Genomic DNA, 18,715 nt, shown 5'->3' on the forward strand with positions numbered 1-18,715 from the left:
ACTCGCCCGCCAACGACTCCCGAGTGCCCCCCAACCGTCCCCGCCCGCCCCCGAGTACCGGTGTGCCATCGGCCGGCCCGGCGGACGGGACCGCGATCCAGTCATCCCGAGTCGCCCACATCCGTTCCCGATCGTGGGCTCTCCCCCCGACACGCCTAGAAGGGCGCTGATCACCAATGATTCGCACCGGACGAGCCCGCACTGTGGTCGCCGCGACCGCCGTGCTCATCTCGCTCACCGCTGCCGGCTGCTCCAAGAACGCGGGCGGCTCCGACTCCTCCAACTCGGCCGGCTCGAGCGCGGCCCCCGTCGCGCTGGCCGGTTCGGTCACCTTCAACCAGACGAACCTCGCCAAGCTCGACGCGGCGCTGAAGTCGGCGCTGGCTGGCAAGGACCTGTCCAAGGCCGACATCGCGATGGTCGTGAACGTGGCCGCCGACTACTGGAAGGCCGGTCAGGTCGGGTTCCTCAAGGGCTGCTCCGACCTCGGCATCGCGAAGAGCAAGTGCACGTACTTCGCCCCGGCCAACGGCAAGTTGACCGAGCAGAACTCGGAGCTGGAGACCCTGCGCTCGCAGGGCGTCACCGGCTACTCGATCTCGGCGATCGACCCGACGTCGGCTGCTGGGACCATCCACTCCGACGTGCAGAAGGGCATCAACGTCCTGGCGATCGACTCGCCGCTGCCCGGCACCGACGCCGCCTCGCTCTACCTCGGCACCCCGAACTACACGGCCGGGTTCCAGGCGGGCACCGCGATGAAGCAGGTGCTCGGCGGCAAGGGCAAGGTGGCGATCCTGGTCGGCTCGCTCACCGCGTCGAACGCCACCCAGCGCATCGCGGGCTTCGAGGCCGCGCTCAAGGGCACCAAGATCACGGTCGCCCAGAAGGTCAACGACAACCTCCAGGCGAGCACCGCGACCTCCGACGCCGAGACCATCCTGGCCAACAACCCCGATGTCAACGGCCTGTACGGCGTCTTCTCCTACGACGGCCCCGCGCTGGCGCAGGCGGTGACCTCGGCCGGCAAGACGGCTTCGGTGCACATCGTGTCGGACGACTCCGACGCCCAGACCCTGAAGTTCATCAAGTCCGGCGTCATCTCCGGCACCGTCGTGCAGATGCCGTACCAGCAGGGCTACACCGGGGCGTACCTCCTGGCCGCGGAGAAGGTGCTGGGCAAGGCCAAGACGATGGCGATCGTCAAGCCCTACCTGGAGAAGGACGGCTCGACCCTGAGCTCCGGCGTGGGTCTGGTCACCAAGTCCGACCTGAGCGCGTACCAGTCCCTCCAGTCGAAGCTCGGGATCGGCTGAGCATGACGGCCACGAAGAGCGCCCCGGGCCGCGCGATCACGGCACGGCTGCGGGGAGTGCACAAGTCCTACGGACCGGTGCGCGTCCTCGACCTGCCGGAGCTCGACCTCTACGCCGGCCAGGTGATCGGCGTGGTGGGCGAGAACGGCGCCGGGAAGTCCACGCTGATGGGCACACTGGCCGGATCGGTCCACCGGGACGGCGGCGAGATCCTGATCGACGGCGAGCCCCTCGTCGCGGGGTCCACCGAGGCCGCGGGACAGCTCGGTATCGCCATGGTCTCCCAGGAGTTCCCTCTGGTCGGACAACTCTCGGTGGCCGAGAACCTGCTGCTGGGCCGCCGTCCGCGGAAGTCGAAGCGGCGGTTCCTGGTGGACAGTGCCGCACAGCGGGCCGAGGCCGAGGCGATGCTGACGGAGATCGGTCTGTCCGCGGAGACGATCGCGGTGAGCCGGGAGGTGCGCACCCTTCCGGTGCCGACGCGCCAGATGATCGAGATCGCCAAGGCCTGGGGCCGCGAGCCCAAGCTGCTGATCCTTGACGAGCCGACCTCCTCCCTGGGCCCGGTCGAGGCCGAGATGGTGCTGGGCCTGGCCCGGCAACTGGCCGAACGCGGCGGCACGGTGCTGTTCATCGGGCACCGTCTCGACGAGGTGCGCGACATCAGCGACCGCGTCCTGGTGTTGCGCAACGGCAGGCTGGTCGCCGACCTCGAACCGGCTCAGGCCACCGAGGAACGGCTGATCCGCGAGATGGTCGGCGGCGAGGTCACGCAGGGCGAGCCGAAGGCGCCGCCGACGACGAGTCCGGTCCTGCTGCAGGTCGAGGGCCTGACCGCGGACGGTCTCGGCCCCGTGGACCTGGAGGTGCGCGAGGGCGAGATCCTGGGCGTGGCCGGACTGATGGGCTCGGGCCGCAGTCGCCTCGTCCACACGATCGCCGGCGCACAGCCCTCCACGGGCGGCCTGATGCGGCTGGGCGGCGAGCCCTACCGGCCGCGGGGCGCGGGTGACGGCGTGGCGGCCGGGATCGCGCTGATCCCCGAGGACCGCAAGGAGCAGTCGCTGGTGCTGTTCGCGTCCATCCGGTCGAACGTCGTCGTCTCGGTGCTCAAGCGGATCAGCACCCGGGGCCTGCTCGGCCCGGGGCGGGAACGCGCCGAGGCACGGAAGATCACCGAGAACGTCAACGTGCGGATGCAGTCGGTGGAGCAGCCGATCGGCTCGCTGTCCGGCGGCAACCAGCAGCGCGCCATCTTCGGCCGCGCCTTCGCAGCCGAACCGCGTCTGCTCCTGCTCGACGAGCCGACCCGCGGCGTGGACGTGGGCGCCAAGGCGGAGATCTACAAGCTGATCGACCGTGCGGCCGAGCAGGGCATGGCGCTGGTGGTGGCCTCCTCCGAACTGGAGGAGCTGCTGTGGATCTGCCATCGCGTCGCCGTGATGAACCACGGGCGGGTGGTCACGGTCCTCGACCGGGCCGATGCCACCAAGGAACGGATCATGACGGCCGCGGCCGGAACGTCCCCCCTCAACCAGCCGACGCCCGACCAGCCAACGCCCGACCAGGAACAGCTGACGAACGGAGCCACAGCATGAGCGCGCAGAGCACGCTCGCACCCGACGAGGTCGCGCCGCGTTCCCGCCCGGCCGTCTCGAGCCTCGCCCGCAGGCTCGCCGCCTCCCCGGAGGCCGGCGTGATCATCGCCTGCGTGCTGGTGTTCGCCGGGATCGCGGCCAACGCGGACACGTACACCGCGGTGGGCAACCTGCAGGTGATGGGCCGCGACCTGTCGCAGGTCGGCATCCTGGCGATCGGCGAGTCGCTGGTCATCCTGACCGGTGGCATCGACCTCTCGGTGGGCGCGCTGGCCGGTCTGGCCGGCATCCTGGCCGCCTGGATGAACGTGAACGAGGGCCTGCCCGCGCCCCTCGCCATGCTGCTCACGCTCGTGATCTGCGGCGGGGTCGGCCTCTGGCACGGCGTCATGGTCACCCGCCTGAACGTGCCGCCCTTCGTGATCACCCTGGTCACCTACACCGTCGCCCAGGGCCTGGCGCTCGCGATCACCAGCGGCTCGCCCATCAACAACCTGGACCCGATGTTCAGCAACCTGAGTCAGTACTACATCGGCCAAGTGCCGGTTCCCGCACTGTTCTTCGTGGGAGCGGCCGCCATCGCCTGGTTCGTGCTGGAGCGCACCTACGTCGGCCGCCAGATCTACGCGGTCGGCGGCAACAAGGAGGCCGCCCGGCTGGCCGGCATCCCGACCGCCCGCCGGATCACCTCCACCTACGTCGCCAGCGCCGCGCTGGCCGGTGTGGTCGGCATCATGGTGATCGGCCGGATGAACGTGGCCGACCCCTCGGTCGGCGCCGGCTGGGAACTGACCGCGATCGCCGCAGCGGTGGTCGGCGGCATGTCACTCTCCGGCGGCGAGGGCCGTATCGCCGGCATCGCGGCCGGCGCGATCCTGCTGGAGTTCATCACCAACGGCCTGCTCGCGCTCAAGGTCAGCCCGTACGACCAGCAGGTGGTGCAGGGAGCGGTTCTCGGCGTCGCCATCCTGCTCGACCGGGTGCGCGCCCGCTACTTCGGCGGGAGCCGCAGCTAGCACGTCCGTCGACTCCGCCGATCCGGACGCAGCTGCCGCCTCGGCGCCCTCAGGAGATCGAACAGTGATCGATATATCGAATACGTCAAGGTGAGGAGGCTGATGGTGAACACCGGAGACGAGACAGCCGGGAACCCGGAACCCTGCGTCGTAGGAGTCGACTTCGGGACGCTGTCCGGCCGGGCCGTGGTGGTCCGCGTGCGGGACGGCGCGGAGTTGGGGACCGCCGAGCACGGGTACCGGCACGCTGTCCTGGACCGGGAGCTGCCGGACGGTACCCGGCTGCCCCCGGACTGGGCCCTCCAGGTGCCGTCGGACTACGTCGACGTGCTGCGCCATGCGGTGCCGGCGGCGCTCGCAACCGCCGGTGTGCGGCCGGAGCAGGTCATCGGCATCGGCACGGACTTCACCGCGTGCACGGTGCTGCCGGTGCTCGCGGACGGTACGCCGCTGTGCGAGCTTCCCGGCCTCTCCGGCCGCCCGCACGCCTACGTCAAGCTGTGGCGCCACCACGCGGCCCAGGCGCAGGCCGACCGGATCACGGCACTGGCCGCGGAGCGGAAGGAGGCGTGGCTGGAGCCGTACGGCGGGAAGATCTCCTCGGAGTGGGAGTTCGCCAAGGCCCTGCAGGTGCTGGAGGAGGACCCCGAGATCTACCACCGCATGGAGCGGTGGGTGGAGGCGGCGGACTGGATCGTGTGGCGGCTGTGCGGCACGTATCTGCGCAATGCCTGCACCGCCGGTTACAAAGGCCAGTACCAGGACGGCGGCTATCCCTCCCGTGCCTACCTGGAATCACTCAACCCCGGCTTCGCCGACTTCGTGACGGAGAAACTGGAGCACCCGATCGGCGAGTTGGGCGCGAAGGCCGGGCGCTTGACGGCCGAGGCGGCGGCGTGGACGGGTCTGCCGGAGGGCATCGCGGTGTGCGTGGGCAACGTCGACGCCCATGTGACGGCGCCCGCGGCGGGGGCGGTGGAACCGGGGCAGATGGTGGCCATCATGGGCACGTCGACCTGTCATGTCATGAGCTCCGACCAGCAGGGCGCGGTGCCGGGCATGTGCGGTGTCGTCGACGGCGGCATCCTGCCGGGCCTGTGGGGTTACGAGGCCGGTCAGAGCGGTGTCGGCGACATCTTCGCCTGGTTCGTACGCACCGGCTTCCCCGCCGCGTACGCCGAAGCGGCCGCCGCGCTCGGTCGCGATGCGCACGAGTACCTCACCGCCCTCGCCGCCGAGCAGAAGGTCGGCGAGCACGGCCTGATCGCCCTTGACTGGCACAGCGGCAACCGCTCCGTGCTGGTCGACCACGAACTGAGCGGTGTGGTGGTGGGTCTGACGCTGTCGACCCGCCCGGAGGACGTCTACCGGGCGCTGCTGGAGGCCACCGCCTTCGGCACCCGGATCATCATCGAGGCCTTCGAGACGGCCGGCGTACCGGTACGCGAGTTGATCATCGCCGGCGGGCTGACGAAGAACGTGCTGCTGATGCAGATCTACGCGGATGTCACCCGCCGTCCCCTCGGCGTCATCGGCTCCACACAGGGTCCCGCTCTCGGCGCGGCCATGCACGCCGCGGTGGCGGCCGGGGCGTACTCCGACGTACAGGCCGCTGCCCGGTCCATGGGCAAGGCCGACCGGGGCGTGTACCAGCCGGACCCGGACCGCGCCGCGGCCTACGACCGCCTGTACGAGGAGTACCGGCTCCTGCACGACTACTTCGGCCACGGCACCAACGAGGTCATGCACCGCCTGCGCCGCATCCGCGCCGAGGCGTCCGCCTGAGCGGCGCTCCCTCTGCTGGCTGGACATCTCCCCTTGAAAGGAACGCTCATGGAGACCAACGCCACGCCCTACCCGAACCACGAGATCTGGTTTCTCACCGGAAGCCAGGGCCTGTACGGCGACGACATCCTGCAACAGGTCGCCCATCAGTCCAGGAGCATCTCGGAGATCCTCGGCGGCCCCGGCAAGATCCCGGTGAGGATCGTCTGGAAGCCGGTCCTCACCGACGCCGAGTCGATCCGCAGGCTGTGCCAGGAAGCCTCCGCCTCCGACGCCTGCGTGGGCGTGATCGTGTGGATGCACACCTTCTCACCCGCCAAGATGTGGATCGCCGGACTCAGCGCCCTGGACCGGCCCCTCCTGCACCTGCACACCCAGTACAACCTGTCGCTGCCCTGGCCGAGCATCGACATGGACTTCATGAACCTCAACCAGGCCGCCCACGGCGACCGCGAGTTCGCCCACATCGAGTCCCGGCTCGGCATCGAGCGCAAGATCGTCGCCGGCCACGCCACCGACCCCAGGGTCGTCCGGCGCATCGCGGCCTGGGCGCGGGCCGCCGCCGGCCGCCAGGCCTCGCGCACCCTGCGGCTGGCCCGCTTCGGCGACAACATGCGCGACGTCGCCGTGACCGAGGGCGACAAGGTCGAAGCCCAGATACGGTTCGGCTTCTCCGTCAACACCTACGCCGTCAACGACCTGGTCGCCGTCGTGGACCAGGTCGAGGACAAGGCGGCCACCGAACTCGCCGCCGAATACGTCGAGTCGTACGACGTCGTCCCGGCCCTGCGCCCCGGCGGCATCCGCCATGACTCGCTCCTCTACGCGGCCCGCCAGGAACTCGGCCTGCGCGCCTTCCTCACCGAGGGCGGCTTCACCGCCTTCACCACCAACTTCGAGGACCTCGGCGGGCTGCGCCAGCTGCCCGGCCTGGCCGTCCAGCGTCTGATGGCCGACGGCTACGGCTTCGGTGGCGAAGGCGACTGGAAGACCTCCGCACTGCTGCGCGTCATGAAGGTCATGGGCCTCGAACAGCCCGGCGGCACCACCTTCATGGAGGACTACACCTACCACCTCGGCCCGGGCACCCCACGCGTCCGCGGCGCCCACATGCTGGAGGTTTGCCCGTCCATCGCCGCCGCACGCCCCCGATGCGAGATCCACCCCCTGTCCATCGGCGGCCGCGAGGACCCGGTCCGGCTGGTCTTCGACGCCGCACCCGGTCCCGCCCTGGTCGTCGGCCTCGCGGACCTGGGCGACCGGTTCCGGCTGACCGCCAACGCCGTCGACGTCATCACCCCCAGCGAACCACTGCGCCGGCTGCCGGTGGCCAGGGCCGTGTGGAAGCCGCGCCCCTCGCTGGCGGAGTCGGCCGAGAGCTGGCTGCTCTCCGGCGCCCCGCACCACACCGTGCTCAGCTCCGCCGTGGACAGGGAGAGTCTGACGGACTTCGCCGCGATGACCGGCGTCGAACTGCTCACCATCGACGAGAAGACCGATGTCGAGCAGCTCGCCAGGGAAATCCGCTGGAACGCCGCGTACCACCGCCTCGCCCAGGCCCTGTGACGCCCACATCCCCCACGCAAGGAGAACGAGCGATGACCGTGCGAGTCCGCGACGGCCTGCGACAAGAGATACTGGACGCGAACCTCGCCATCCCGCAGGTCGGCCTCGCGACCCTGACCTGGGGCAACGTGAGCGCAGTCGATCGTGAGGCAGGGGTGTTCGTCATCAAGCCGTCCGGCGTCCCCTACAAGGACCTCGCCCTCGACCACCTGGTGACGGTTCGCCTGGCCGACGGCGCTGTCGTCGCGGGCGACCTGCGTCCCTCCACCGACGCCGAGACCCACCGCTGCCTGTACCTGGCGTTCCCGTCCATCGGTGGTGTCACCCACACCCACTCCACCCACGCGGTGGCCTTCGCCCAGGCGCGCCGCGAGATACCGGTGCTGGGCACCACCCACGCGGACACCTTCAACGGCCCCGTCCCCTGCACCCCCGACCTCACCGCCGAGCAGTGCGCCAAGGACTACGAGTACAACACCGGCCGCGTCATCGTGGACATGCTGAAAGAGGACGAACAGAAAGCCGTCGAGGTCCCCGGCGCCCTCGTCGCGGGCCACGGCCCCTTCACCTGGGGCCCCACAGCCCGCAAGTCCCTCGAACACGCCATCATCTGCGAGGCCGTCGCCGACATCGCCCTCCACACGTTCACACTGGGCCCCACCGCCCCGCCGCCACAGCACCTGCTGGACCGCCATTACACTCGCAAACACGGTCCCGACGCTTACTACGGGAACCCGTGAGGCTACGCCATACGCAGACTCACCGGCTCCCGGCTACTACTGTGCGGCTCACCGGTTGCACGACACCGAACGGCGACTCGACGGCAAGTGCGGCGAACTCACGCGCGAGGCCGGGAGGGCTCACGTCGTGACGGGTCCTGGCGAACCGGCCTCTCGACTGGGCTGCGGCCCTCGGACGCGTGCGTCACGGCATGCTCCGTGGGGACCAGTTGGGGACCTGAGGGTGTCCGCGCACCTGAACAGCACGCACGGCACCGCACGCTGTGCACCCTGGGTTCTGACCGTATGTGCAGACAAAAGGGATGACCCCCTACTCCTGGGGGTCAAGGGGTCGCAGGTTCAAATCCTGTCGTCCCGACGGTGTGAAGGGTCTTCGCGGGTGAACACCTGCGGGGGCCCTTTTTCGTGCGAGCCGGTGGTGCGGGCGGCGGGAGCGGTCGTACACACCCTCGCTGCCCAGCTGCGGCGGGCCGCGGAACGCTTCCAGGTCAGCCAGCCACACCACCAACGCCCCGGGACAGCACACCTAGGAGTGCTGTCCCGCCGGATCTTGGCCGGCCGTCGCCAGTAGCTCTGCGACCAGGGGGTTTTGCTCGTCTTTTCGCCAAGCGAGCCGGTTCCCACGAGGGCGCACACCGTTTGCCACTCCACTGCGTGCTGGGCCACTTGAGGTGTGAAACCGCTGCGATGCGGAGGCGGGTGATCTGGTCGTGCAGTTGCGGGCCGACCGTGCGGGGTAGGACCACGAAGGGAGATTCCGCCAACTGCGCCAGGTTCAGGGTCCGTTGGGCGGCCAGAGAGTGGGTGGACGGCAGCACGGCCACCAGGGCGTGACGGCCGCCTACGGACGGGTCGGCGTGCCCCCTCGCTCACAGCGCCGGAACGGGGAAGAGCACGGATACCTTCGCGCCCGCTTCCCGAGTCGGCGCCGAGCTCACGGCCCGCACCGTGGTCCGGGTCCGGCTGCCCGCGAAGACGAACAGGCGCAGTACCAGGAAACGCCCGATACCGGCGAGCCCGGCGGCGGTGAGGTAGACGACCTGCTCGTAGAGCACTCCCGCCGACGGCTGCACGAGGTGCAGGACGAGCACCGCGGTGGAGGTCACCACGTAGGCGGCCGTGGCCGACCCCGCGGACTGCCAGTGCTGGCGCCATCCGGCATGCCCTGCCCCGAAGGTGAAGCGTGCGTGGAGCTCTGTGCTGAGCAGCGTGGAGGCGACGGTGATCAGCGCGTTCGCCGCAGTCCAGGGCATCAGGGCGGCGAGCACCGGCACGGCGCCGCTGGAAGCCACCCCGACTCCGCCGCCGAGCAGAACGAACCGGGTGAAGGAGGCGAGCGGGCCGGCGGCGGCCGGGGTCCGTCGTGCCGCGGCGGGGTCGGTCGCCGTTCGCTCCTCATCCCGGGCCCGGTCAGTCGTCCCCGGCTTCGGCGAGACCAGCGACTTCATGGGATGTCCCTTCGGATGAGGGAGCTGATGGACCTCCCCGACCTTTTGAATTACGATCATACGGTAATAAGTCGCGGACCCTCCTCGCAAGGGTCTGGCAGGCTTGGGATTATGACCGTACTCACATGTGGGTGGACGGCAGTCTGGATGCGCGGCAGCACTCGCGGGTGTCGAGGCCCCGCATGCGGCGTGGTGGGCTGCTCGCTTGAGCTTCGAAGCGGCGGATCATCTGCGCGAGGAGGACCGAGTGCCCATCACGCGCCTACAGGCCACTTGGGTCGACCTCGTACGGCGGTTGACCGCGAGCCGTGCTCGCCTTATGCGTGCCCGCGACGTCGGGCTCTCCCAGCACGCACCCCGGCTCCTCGACGAGCACTCCTACGCGTCACTCCTGATCGTCCGGGACTCGCCACCCCGGCGATGCGCGTCGAGATCCGGGCGGTCGCGTACGTCGGACAGAGCGTCAGACGGCAGTGCGGCCGGCTCCTCGAAGCCTCGCGCGCCGCACAAAGCCCCACGTTAATTCCATGAAACCCCCATTGCCGTCCGCCCGGTCGAAGCCCTAACGTCAGCGCAAAGCCAGCAGTGCTATTGCACTGTGCAATAGCACATACTACTGGGGTTTCCATGACATCAGAGCAGGTCATCCCGCTGTCCACCGTGCGCATCACCGGCGGCCTGCTCCGGCACTGGCAGGACCGGAACCGGCGGTCGACCGTTCCGCACGCCATCGGGCAACTGCGCGCCGCGGGCAACGTGGACAACCTGAGCCGGCTGCTCGTGAACGACCCTCCGGCCTATCGCGGGCGTTATCCGTTCCTCGACACCGACCTGTACAAGACGCTCGAAGGTCTGGCGTACGAGCTCGGTGCGGGCGAAGCGGACGACGGTGTACGGGAGTTCTTCGACGAGGTGGTCGGCCTCCTTGAGCGGGTGCAGGCCGAGGACGGCTACCTGAACTCGTTCTTCCAGGACCCGGAAGCGGCCAAGAAGCCCTGGGAGGACCTGGCCTGGGGACACGAGTTGTACAACCTCGGTCATCTGATCCAGGCCGCCGTCGCGGCCGGCCAGCGGATGGGCGACCGCCGCCTGCTCGAAGTGGCCGTGAAATTCGCCGACTTGGCCGTACGGCGCTTCGGCGAGGGCCGCGAAGAGGCCACCTGCGGCCACCCCGAGGTGGAGATGGCCCTGGTCGAGCTGTACCGGGAGACCGGCAACCGCGACTACCTCACCCAGGCGGGCCTGTTCCTGGACCGGCGCGGCCACGGGCATCTGAAGCACAGCGTCTTTCCCCCGGAGTATTTCCAGGACCACCTGCCCTTCCGCCAGTTGCCCTCGGTCACCGGACACGCGGTCCGCATGGCCTACCTGGCCGCCGGAGCGGCCGACCTCTACCGGGAGACCGGCGACCGGACCCTGTTCGACACGCTCGACCGGCTCTGGGACGACATGGTCGCCACCAAGCTCTACTTCACCGGCGGGCTCGGCAGCCGGCACTCGGACGAGGCCATCGGCGACCGCTACGAACTGCCGTCCGAGCGCGCGTACAGCGAGACCTGCGCCGCCATCGCCACCATGCAGTGGGCCTGGCGCATGTTCGTGGCCACCGGCGGCGCGAAGTACCTCGACGTCTTCGAACGCGTCCTCTTCAACGCCTACGCCGTGGGCCTGTCCGCCGACGGGACGGCCTTCTTCTACGACAACCCGCTCCAGCGCCGCCCCGATCACGAGCAGCGCAGCGGGGCCGAGGCCGGGGGCGAGCCGCTGCGGCGGCCGTGGTTCACCTGCCCGTGCTGTCCGCCGAACATCGTCCGCTGGATGGCACAGCTCGGCGACCACATGGCCGCCGAACGCCAAGACGCCCTGTACGTCGCCCTGTACGCCGAGAGCCGGATCGAGACGGACGCCCTCACGGTGAACGTCGAGACCGCCTACCCGTGGGACGGGGACGTGCGGCTGACGATCGAGCGCGCGCCCCGCCGGCCGTACGCGATCAGACTCCGCATCCCCGCCTGGGCGCGCGACAGCACGCTCGACGGCGTGCCCGTCACGGCCGAGGACGGCTGGCTGACCGTCGAACGGAACTGGACCGAGGGCGACAGCATCCGTCTCCACCTGCCCATGCCGGTCCGTGGCCACGCCTCCCACCCACACCTGGACGCGACCCGCGGCGCGGTCGGCGTCGCCCGCGGCCCGCTGGTCTACTGCGTCGAGCAGCAGGACTCACCGGCCCCCGTGGACGACCTGGTCCTGTCGCCCGACCGCATCGCGGCCGCGGAGGTCTCCTCGCCGATCGAGGAACTGCTCGGTGCCGTCGTCCTCCGGCTGACGGCTGATGTCCGGCCCGCTCAATCGCCGGAGCTCTACCCGGAGTTCACCACCGAACCCCGCACCCCTGAGGCGACCTCGACGGTACCCGTGGCACTCGTGCCCTATTTCCTGTGGGGCAACCGCAGGCCCGGTGCCATGCGCGTGTGGGTCAGGGCGCAGTGACCGCGTCCATCGAACTCATCGACCGACCACCCCCTCAAGTCGACCCGCCTCCACCCGAGTCGACCCGCATCGCCCCAAGGAGAGCCTCATGAGGAGATCAACCGCCGTCATCGGCGTCACGCTGCTCAGCACGCTGACACTCACGTCCTGTACCGGCGCCTCGGGGACCTCGTCCAACGGCACCGGTACCGGATCCTCGTCGGCCCCGGCCACCGGCGGCACCGTCCACGTCCTGGCCGCCGCGGACTTCTCCCATCTGGACCCCGGGCTCGGCTGGGACGGCGGCGTCAACAACTTCTACCGGCTCATCTATCGCGGCCTGACCACGGTCGGCGCCGGCCCCGGCGCCGAGAGCACGAAGATCGTCCCGGATCTGGCGACCGACCTCGGCACGCCGACGGACGACGCGAAGACCTGGACGTACCACCTCAGGGACGGCCTGGCCTTCGAGGACGGGTCGCCCATCGACAGCGCGGCCGTGAAGTTCGGCATCGAGCGCGCCTGGGACCCCGAGATGGGCGGCTCGCCGTATCCGAAGGAGCTGATCGAGGCGCCGGCCGACTACAAGGGGCCGTACCGGTCCGGTGACCTCGACTCGATCGAGACGCCCGACGCCAAGACCGTCGTCTTCCGTCTGAAGAAGTCCTTCCCCGACTTCCCCAGCGCGCTGACCATGCCCAACTTCACCCCGTTCCCCAAGGGGACAGGCGCGGCGCACGCCTTCGACACCAAGCCGGTGGCCTCCGGCCCCTACAAGGTGGCGAGTTACGTCCACGGCACCTCGCTCAAGCTGGTCCGCAACCCGGAGTGGAAGGCGTCGACCGACAAGGTCCGCGCGGCCAGGCCGGACGCCTTCGAGTGGACCTTCGGGCTCGACGGCGCCACCATCGACGAGCGCATGCTCGCCGGACAGGGCGCGGACGCCGACGCCGTCAACACCACCAGCAGCATTCAGCCGGCGACCCTCTCGCGGATCCAGACGCCGCAGTTGAAGGCGCGCACGCTGTCCGGGTACGGGGGCTGCACCACCTACATGGGGATGAACACGTCCCGCACGCACCTCTCCGACCTGAGGGTGCGCCAGGCCATCGAGTTCGCGGTCGACAAGGACACGGTCGTCGCCGCGCTCGGCGGCTCCCGGCTCGCCACGAAGGCGACCGCGATCCAGCCGCCGACCATGCTCGGCCGCACCGACTACGACCTCTACCCGCACAGCGTGGCCAAGGCCAGGCAACTGCTCGCCGAGGCGGGGCTGTCGGGCGGCTTCACCCTCACCCTGGACAACCGCCCGGACGCCAAGAACACGGCGCTCGCGGTGGCGATCCAGGAGGCTCTCAAGCCGCTGAACATCAAGGTGAAGATCAACACCATCGACACCTCGTCGTACTACGAGGTCATCGGCACCACCGCCAAGCAGAACGATCTCGCCATCACCGGCTGGTGCCCCGACTGGGCCTCCGGTTCGACCTTCCTGCCGCCCCTGTTCGACGGCCGCAGGATCACCCCGACCGCGAACACCAACATCGCCCAGATTGACAACGATGCCATCAACAAGCGGATCGACGAGATCGCGGCCATGAAGGACGTGGCCGCCGCGAACAAGGCGTACGGCGCACTGGACAAGCAGATCATGACCCAGGCCCCGGTGGTGCCGCTGGCCTACGAGAAGACCATCACCGTCACCGGCTCCAACATAGCGGGCGCCTATCTGTCCGCGTCGTTCAGCGGCGGCATCGACCTGGTCTCCGTGGGCCTCAAGGACTCGGGAAAGTAGGCGGCTCATGACGACTGCCTTCGTGCACGACGTGCAGCCCGCTCCGCCGGTGGGCGCACCCGGTGCCCCCACCACGGCGGGCCGTCGGATCATGGGCGTGCTGCTGCACGACCGTGGCGCCCTGTTCAGCGCCGGGTTCATCGCCCTGATGCTGCTGATGGCGATCTGCGCACCGCTCATCACCGCCCTCACGGGCCACGGGCCCACCGCGTTCGACACGGCGGCCATCGACGTCGACGCGGGCGGCCTGCCCAAGGGGGACTTCGGCGGGATCAGCGCCGATCACCTGCTGGGCGTCGAACCGCTGAACGGCCGCGACGTCCTGGCGCGCATCGCGTACGGCGCCCGCGTGTCGTTCCTCATCGCCGCGTCGGCGACCGTCCTCACCACCCTGCTCGGCGTGGTCCTCGGCATGGTCGCCGGCTTCTACGGGGGCTGGGTCGACCAGGTCATCTCCCGGGTCATGGACTTCCTGATGGCCTTTCCGGCACTCATCTTCATGATCGCCATCCTGTCGTCGCTGCCCGCGGGCAACCGGTCGTTCCTGCTGGTCGCCGTGATCAGCGTGTTCGGCTGGCCCTATCTCGCGCGCGTGGTGCGCGGCCAGACGCTGACCCTGCTGAACCGGGACTTCGTCGAGGCGGCCCGCGCCTCCGGTGCCTCCCGGCGCGACCTGGTGTTCAAGGAGATCCTGCCCAACCTGCGCAGCTCGCTGATCGTGATGACGACCCTCGCGGTGCCCGGCTACATCGGTACCGAGGCCGGCCTGTCGTTCCTCGGCGTGGGCGTCAGTCCGCCGACGCCCTCCTGGGGCCAGATGATCGCGAGCTCGGTCAGCTGGTACGCGGTGGACCCGCTGTACTTCGCCGTCCCCGGACTCTTCCTCTTCCTGACCGTGCTGTCCCTCACCGTGCTCGGCGACCGGATCCGGGCCGCCACCGACGCGGGGGAGGCCGCCTGATGGCCCGCTACCTCGCCGGCCGGATCGCCGGGCTCGTGCTGATCCTCTTCCTGGTCTGCCTGTTCACCTACCTCATCTTCTTCGAGCTGTCGCCGGACCCCGCGGTGATGATCTGCGGCAAGACCTGCACACCGGAACGGGTCACGCAGATCCGCACGATCCTCGGCATCGACCAGCCGTTCCTCACCCAGTTCTGGAACTTCCTCAGCGGGCTGTTCGCCGGGCGGGACTACGGCTCCGGCGCGAACCTCGTGCACTGCCCGGCACCCTGCCTCGGCTACTCGTTCCAGACCAACCAATCCGTGTGGCAGATGGTCCTGAGCCGCCTCCCGGTCACCGCCACCCTCGCGATCGGCGCGGCCGCGCTCTGGCTGCTCGCCGGCATCACCACGGGACTGCTCAGCGCCGTCAAGGAGGGCACCTGGTGGGACAAGGCCGCCATGAACCTGGCCCTGGGCGGCGCCAGTGTCCCCAACTACGTGCTCGCGCTCGCCCTCCAGTACGTCCTGGTGGTCAAGCTGCAGGTCCTGCCGTTCCCGTCGAGTGTGGCCTTCACGGACGACCCCGGTCTGTGGTTCCAGTCGTACCTCATGCCGTGGATCGTCCTCGCCACCGGCGCCGCCTGTCTGTACGCCCGGCTGACGAGGGCGAACGTCATCGACACGCTGGCCGAGAACTTCTTCCGGACCGCCCGCTCCAAGGGCCTGGCCCCCGTACTCACCATGCGGCGGCACGCGTTGCGGCCCGCGCTCACGCCGATCGTCACGATCTTCGGCATGGACTTCGCCGCGCTGCTGGGCGGCGCGCTGATCACCGAGACGGTCTTCGGACTCAACGGCATCGGCAAGATGGCCGCCGACTCGATCGCCAAGAACGACCAGCCGGTGATCATGGCGGTCACGCTCCTCGCGGCCTTCTTCGTGGTGGTGGGCAACGTCGTGGTCGACCTCGTCTACACCACCCTCGACCCGCGAGTGAGGATCCGATGAGCGAGTCAGTGGTCGAGGATCCGAGGAGCGAGGTGCCGGTCGAGGATCCGACGGGCGAGCTGCTGGTCGTGGAGAACCTCACCGTGACCCTGCCGACCACGCGCGGCCCCGTGGACGTCGTCAAGGACGTGTCGTTCACGGTCGGCAGGAACGAGACCGTCGGCATCGTCGGCGAATCCGGCTCGGGCAAGTCGATGACCAGCCTGGCCGTCATGGGCCTGCTGCCGCGCGGGGCCGTGACGCGGGGCAGCGTCCGGCTGGGCGGCCTCGAACTGCTCGGCCGTACGGACCGCGAGATGCGCCGGATCCGGGGCGCACAGGCGTCCATGATCTTTCAGGATCCGCTCTCCTCGCTGAACCCGTACTACACGGTCGGCCTGCAGATCGAGGAGACGTACCGGGCGCACCGGGGCGCTTCGCGGAAGGAGGCCAGGAAGGTCGCCGTCGAGGCGCTCGCGCGGGTCGGCATCCCGGAACCGGAGCGGCGGGCCGGCCACTACCCCCACCAGTTCTCCGGCGGACAGCGGCAACGCGTCATGATCGCGATGGCGCTGGTCTGTTCACCCGCGCTGCTCATCGCCGACGAACCGACCACGGCCCTGGACGTCACCGTCCAGGCCCAGATCCTGCGCCTGCTCGCCGAATTGCAGCGCAGGACCCGCACCGGGATGGTCTTCATCACCCACGACCTCGCCGTGATCAGCTCCATCGCGACCCGGGTGCTCGTGATGTGCCAGGGCGAGCAGGTCGAGTACGGCACCGCGGAGCAGATCTTCTCGGCGCCTCAACACGCGTACACCCGCAAGCTGTTGGACAGCAGCCCGCGTGTCACCGACGACCTTCCCGCCGGCGACCTTCCCACCGACGAGGTGATCGCGTGAGCGACGTACTGCTCAGCGCCCGCGACCTGACCAAGCGGTTCACCGTCCGCGGAGTGTACGGCCGCAAAAGCGAGTTCACCGCCGTGGACGGCGTCAGTTTCGACGTACGGCGGGGCGAGACCTTCGCGGTGGTCGGGGAGTCCGGCAGCGGCAAGTCCACCAGCGCGCGGATCGTCGCCAAGCTGATGGAACCGAGCGCGGGCACCCTGGAGTTCGAGGGCGAGGACATCACCCACGCCACGGGCGCGCGGCTCGCCCGCTACCGCGCCGACGTACAGGTCGTCTTCCAGGACCCGTTCTCCTCGCTCAACCCCCGGCACACCGTCGAGCGCATCCTGATGGCACCGCTCGACTACCAGCGCATCGCACCCCCGGGAGGCCGGCGGACGTACACCAGGGAGCTGATGGAACGGGTCGGCCTCGACCCCGGCCACTCCCAGCGCTATCCCGCGCAGTTCTCCGGCGGCCAGGCCCAGCGGATCGGCATCGCCCGGGCGCTGGCCGTCAATCCGAAACTGGTGATCTGCGACGAGGCGGTCTCCGCGCTGGACGTGTCCGTCCAGGCACAGGTCGTCGAACTGCTGCTGCGCCTCCAGCGGGAGAGTGGATTCAGCTACGTCTTCATCGCCCACGACCTGGCGGTGGTCCGGCGGATCGCGCACCGGGTGGCGGTCATGAACGAGGGGAAGATCGTCGAACAGGGGCCGTGCGCCCAGGTCTTCGACGACCCTGGTGACCCGTACACCCGGACGCTGCTGGCCGCGATCCCCCGCATCAACCCCGAGTGGGACCGCCGAAGAAGGGCCGCCACCGCATGACCCGTACCGTCTCCTACACGATTCCCGGCATGCACGTCCGCGAGCACCTCGTGGACGTCCCGCTCGACCGGACCGACCCGGCACGCGGCACGATCCAGCTCTTCGCCCGCGACCTCACCGCTTCCGCGCGCAGGGACGAGGACCTGCCCTGCCTGGTCTACCTCCAGGGCGGTCCGGGCGGAAAGGGCCCTCGCCCGCTCGACCGGAGCGGGTGGCTCGGGCAGGCGCTGAAGACGTACCGGGTGATCCTGGTCGACCAGCGCGGCACGGGCCGCAGCACGCGGATCGACGGGCGCCGGATGAGCGCGTTCGCGACCGCGAGGGAGGGCGCGGACCACCTCGCGTGCTTCCGGGCCGACTCGATCGTGGCGGACCACGAGCACCTGCGGAAGACCCTCTTCGGCGGCAGACGCTGGTCCGTGCTCGGACAGTCCTACGGCGGCTTCCTCACCCTGACCTACCTGTCCCAGGCCCCCGAGGCGCTGAGCGCCTGCTACGTCGCCGGAGGACTGCCCGGCCTGGAGCCCTCGGCCGCCGAGGTCTACCGGCGCACGTATCCGCGCGTCGAGGCGAAGAACGAGATGTTCTACCGCCGCTACCCCCAGCAGGTCGCACACGTCGCCCGGATCGCCGACCGGCTGTCCGAGGGCGATGCACGGCTGCCCGACGGCGACGTGCTGACCGTCCGGCGGCTGCAGTCACTCGGCATCGACTTCGGCATGAAGCCGGGCCATGAGCGCCTGCACTGGCTGCTCGACGAGGCGTTCAACGGGGATGAACTGTCCACGGCGTTCCTGTACGAGGTGCTGGCCCGGACCTCGTACAGCGACAACCCGCTGTTCGCGGCGCTGCAGGAGAGCATCTACGGGCACGGCGCCGGCGCGAGCGCGTGGGCGGCACAGACCGAGCGGGCCCGGCACCCGCAATTCACGGAGGATGCGCGGCCCCTGCTGTTCACCGGTGAGATGATCTACCCCTGGATGTTCCGGGAGATCGCCGAACTACGCCCGTTCCAGGGCGCGGTGGAGGTGCTCGCCGAGCGCGAGAAGTGGCCCCCGCTGTACGACCTCGACCGGCTGGCCGCCAACGAGGTGCCGGTCGCCGCCGCCGTCTACTACGACGACATGTACGTGGACGCCGGCCTGCAACTGGACACGGCCTCCCGCGTCGGCAACGTCCGGACCTGGGTCACCAACGAGTACGAACACGACGGCATCGGCGACGAGCGGGTCTTCGACCGGCTGACCGAACTGGTGCAGGACGCAGGAGGAGGAATCACCGGTGCGTGACGGCACGTTCCCTCACGGCAAGCTCCCTCACGGCAAGCTCC

The 18,715-nt window shown here is 69.7% G+C and carries 14 protein-coding genes; 13 read left to right on the forward strand and 1 reads right to left on the reverse strand.

Translation table 11 applies throughout. The annotated features are described in order from the left end of the window. The first annotated feature begins 176 nt into the window (after positions 1–176). The 6 genes from QFZ76_RS42535 to araD all read left to right on the forward strand — a co-directional run bounded on the left by QFZ76_RS42535 (position 177) and on the right by araD (position 8,021). Complete coding sequence (locus QFZ76_RS42535) at positions 177–1,316, forward strand: substrate-binding domain-containing protein (protein WP_307678678.1); 1,140 nt, start codon at positions 177–179, stop codon at positions 1,314–1,316. Between the two features lie 2 nt (positions 1,317–1,318). After that, positions 1,319–2,914, forward strand: a complete 1,596-nt coding sequence (locus QFZ76_RS42540) for a sugar ABC transporter ATP-binding protein (RefSeq protein ID WP_307678679.1) — start codon at positions 1,319–1,321, stop codon at positions 2,912–2,914. Next, positions 2,911–3,930 (forward strand): ABC transporter permease, encoded by a 1,020-nt coding sequence (locus QFZ76_RS42545; RefSeq protein ID WP_307678680.1) that lies wholly within the window; start codon positions 2,911–2,913, stop codon positions 3,928–3,930. Before QFZ76_RS42540 ends, QFZ76_RS42545 begins: the two co-directional genes overlap by 4 nt. Before the next feature lie 102 nt (positions 3,931–4,032). Further along, a complete protein-coding gene (gene araB, locus QFZ76_RS42550) occupies positions 4,033–5,715 on the forward strand; it encodes a ribulokinase (protein ID WP_307678681.1) in 1,683 nt (560 codons plus the stop codon). Between the two features lie 48 nt (positions 5,716–5,763). Further along, positions 5,764–7,281 carry an L-arabinose isomerase gene (gene araA / locus QFZ76_RS42555; protein WP_307678682.1) on the forward strand — a complete coding sequence of 506 codons (1,518 nt, stop codon included), beginning with the start codon at positions 5,764–5,766 and terminating at the stop codon, positions 7,279–7,281. A gap of 32 nt (positions 7,282–7,313) precedes the next feature. After that, positions 7,314–8,021, forward strand: coding sequence for an L-ribulose-5-phosphate 4-epimerase AraD (araD, locus tag QFZ76_RS42560; RefSeq protein ID WP_307678683.1), 708 nt, complete (start codon positions 7,314–7,316; stop codon positions 8,019–8,021). 869 nt (positions 8,022–8,890) lie between these two features. On the opposite strand, the gene QFZ76_RS42565 is transcribed toward araD, so the two are convergent. After that, positions 8,891–9,469, reverse strand: coding sequence for a hypothetical protein (locus QFZ76_RS42565; protein WP_307678684.1), 579 nt, complete (start codon positions 9,467–9,469; stop codon positions 8,891–8,893). A 627-nt stretch (positions 9,470–10,096) separates the two neighbouring features. Between QFZ76_RS42565 and QFZ76_RS42570 the strand changes: the two genes are divergently transcribed. The 7 genes from QFZ76_RS42570 to QFZ76_RS42600 all read left to right on the forward strand — a co-directional run bounded on the left by QFZ76_RS42570 (position 10,097) and on the right by QFZ76_RS42600 (position 18,674). Continuing rightward, positions 10,097–11,962, forward strand: a complete 1,866-nt coding sequence (locus QFZ76_RS42570; protein WP_307678685.1) for a glycoside hydrolase family 127 protein — start codon at positions 10,097–10,099, stop codon at positions 11,960–11,962. A gap of 88 nt (positions 11,963–12,050) precedes the next feature. Next, positions 12,051–13,736: an ABC transporter substrate-binding protein gene (locus QFZ76_RS42575; RefSeq protein ID WP_307678686.1), complete on the forward strand. Its 1,686-nt coding sequence runs from the start codon at positions 12,051–12,053 to the stop codon at positions 13,734–13,736. Between the two features lie 7 nt (positions 13,737–13,743). Further along, entirely contained in the window at positions 13,744–14,697 is a 954-nt protein-coding gene (locus QFZ76_RS42580; RefSeq protein WP_307678687.1) for an ABC transporter permease, read from the forward strand. Next, a complete protein-coding gene (locus QFZ76_RS42585) occupies positions 14,697–15,686 on the forward strand; it encodes an ABC transporter permease (RefSeq protein ID WP_307678688.1) in 990 nt (329 codons plus the stop codon). Before QFZ76_RS42580 ends, QFZ76_RS42585 begins: the two co-directional genes overlap by 1 nt. Then, positions 15,683–16,567, forward strand: coding sequence for an ABC transporter ATP-binding protein (locus QFZ76_RS42590; RefSeq protein ID WP_307678689.1), 885 nt, complete (start codon positions 15,683–15,685; stop codon positions 16,565–16,567). The genes QFZ76_RS42585 and QFZ76_RS42590 overlap by 4 nt, the downstream gene beginning before the upstream one ends. Next, positions 16,564–17,385, forward strand: a complete 822-nt coding sequence (locus QFZ76_RS42595) for an ATP-binding cassette domain-containing protein (protein ID WP_307678690.1) — start codon at positions 16,564–16,566, stop codon at positions 17,383–17,385. Before QFZ76_RS42590 ends, QFZ76_RS42595 begins: the two co-directional genes overlap by 4 nt. Beyond that, entirely contained in the window at positions 17,382–18,674 is a 1,293-nt protein-coding gene (locus QFZ76_RS42600; RefSeq protein WP_307678691.1) for an alpha/beta fold hydrolase, read from the forward strand. Before QFZ76_RS42595 ends, QFZ76_RS42600 begins: the two co-directional genes overlap by 4 nt. The last annotated feature ends 41 nt before the right edge of the window (positions 18,675–18,715 follow it).

This window comes from Streptomyces sp. V4I2, from assembly GCF_030817655.1.
Taxonomy (GTDB): Bacteria; Actinomycetota; Actinomycetes; order Streptomycetales; family Streptomycetaceae; genus Streptomyces; species Streptomyces plumbiresistens.

What these genes read in the sequence shown, in the direction of transcription:
- QFZ76_RS42600 (WP_307678691.1), top strand. Translation starts at nt 17,382, where the DNA reads ATGACCCGTACCGTCTCCTACACGATTCCCGGCATGCACGTCCGCGAG.
- QFZ76_RS42565 (WP_307678684.1), bottom strand. Translation starts at nt 9,469, where the DNA reads ATGAAGTCGCTGGTCTCGCCGAAGCCGGGGACGACTGACCGGGCCCGG.
- QFZ76_RS42580 (WP_307678687.1), top strand. Translation starts at nt 13,744, where the DNA reads ATGACGACTGCCTTCGTGCACGACGTGCAGCCCGCTCCGCCGGTGGGC.
- QFZ76_RS42585 (WP_307678688.1), top strand. Translation starts at nt 14,697, where the DNA reads ATGGCCCGCTACCTCGCCGGCCGGATCGCCGGGCTCGTGCTGATCCTC.
- araA (WP_307678682.1), top strand. Translation starts at nt 5,764, where the DNA reads ATGGAGACCAACGCCACGCCCTACCCGAACCACGAGATCTGGTTTCTC.
- QFZ76_RS42540 (WP_307678679.1), top strand. Translation starts at nt 1,319, where the DNA reads ATGACGGCCACGAAGAGCGCCCCGGGCCGCGCGATCACGGCACGGCTG.
- QFZ76_RS42590 (WP_307678689.1), top strand. Translation starts at nt 15,683, where the DNA reads ATGAGCGAGTCAGTGGTCGAGGATCCGAGGAGCGAGGTGCCGGTCGAG.
- araB (WP_307678681.1), top strand. Translation starts at nt 4,033, where the DNA reads ATGGTGAACACCGGAGACGAGACAGCCGGGAACCCGGAACCCTGCGTC.
- QFZ76_RS42535 (WP_307678678.1), top strand. Translation starts at nt 177, where the DNA reads ATGATTCGCACCGGACGAGCCCGCACTGTGGTCGCCGCGACCGCCGTG.
- QFZ76_RS42545 (WP_307678680.1), top strand. Translation starts at nt 2,911, where the DNA reads ATGAGCGCGCAGAGCACGCTCGCACCCGACGAGGTCGCGCCGCGTTCC.
- QFZ76_RS42575 (WP_307678686.1), top strand. Translation starts at nt 12,051, where the DNA reads ATGAGGAGATCAACCGCCGTCATCGGCGTCACGCTGCTCAGCACGCTG.
- QFZ76_RS42570 (WP_307678685.1), top strand. Translation starts at nt 10,097, where the DNA reads ATGACATCAGAGCAGGTCATCCCGCTGTCCACCGTGCGCATCACCGGC.
- araD (WP_307678683.1), top strand. Translation starts at nt 7,314, where the DNA reads ATGACCGTGCGAGTCCGCGACGGCCTGCGACAAGAGATACTGGACGCG.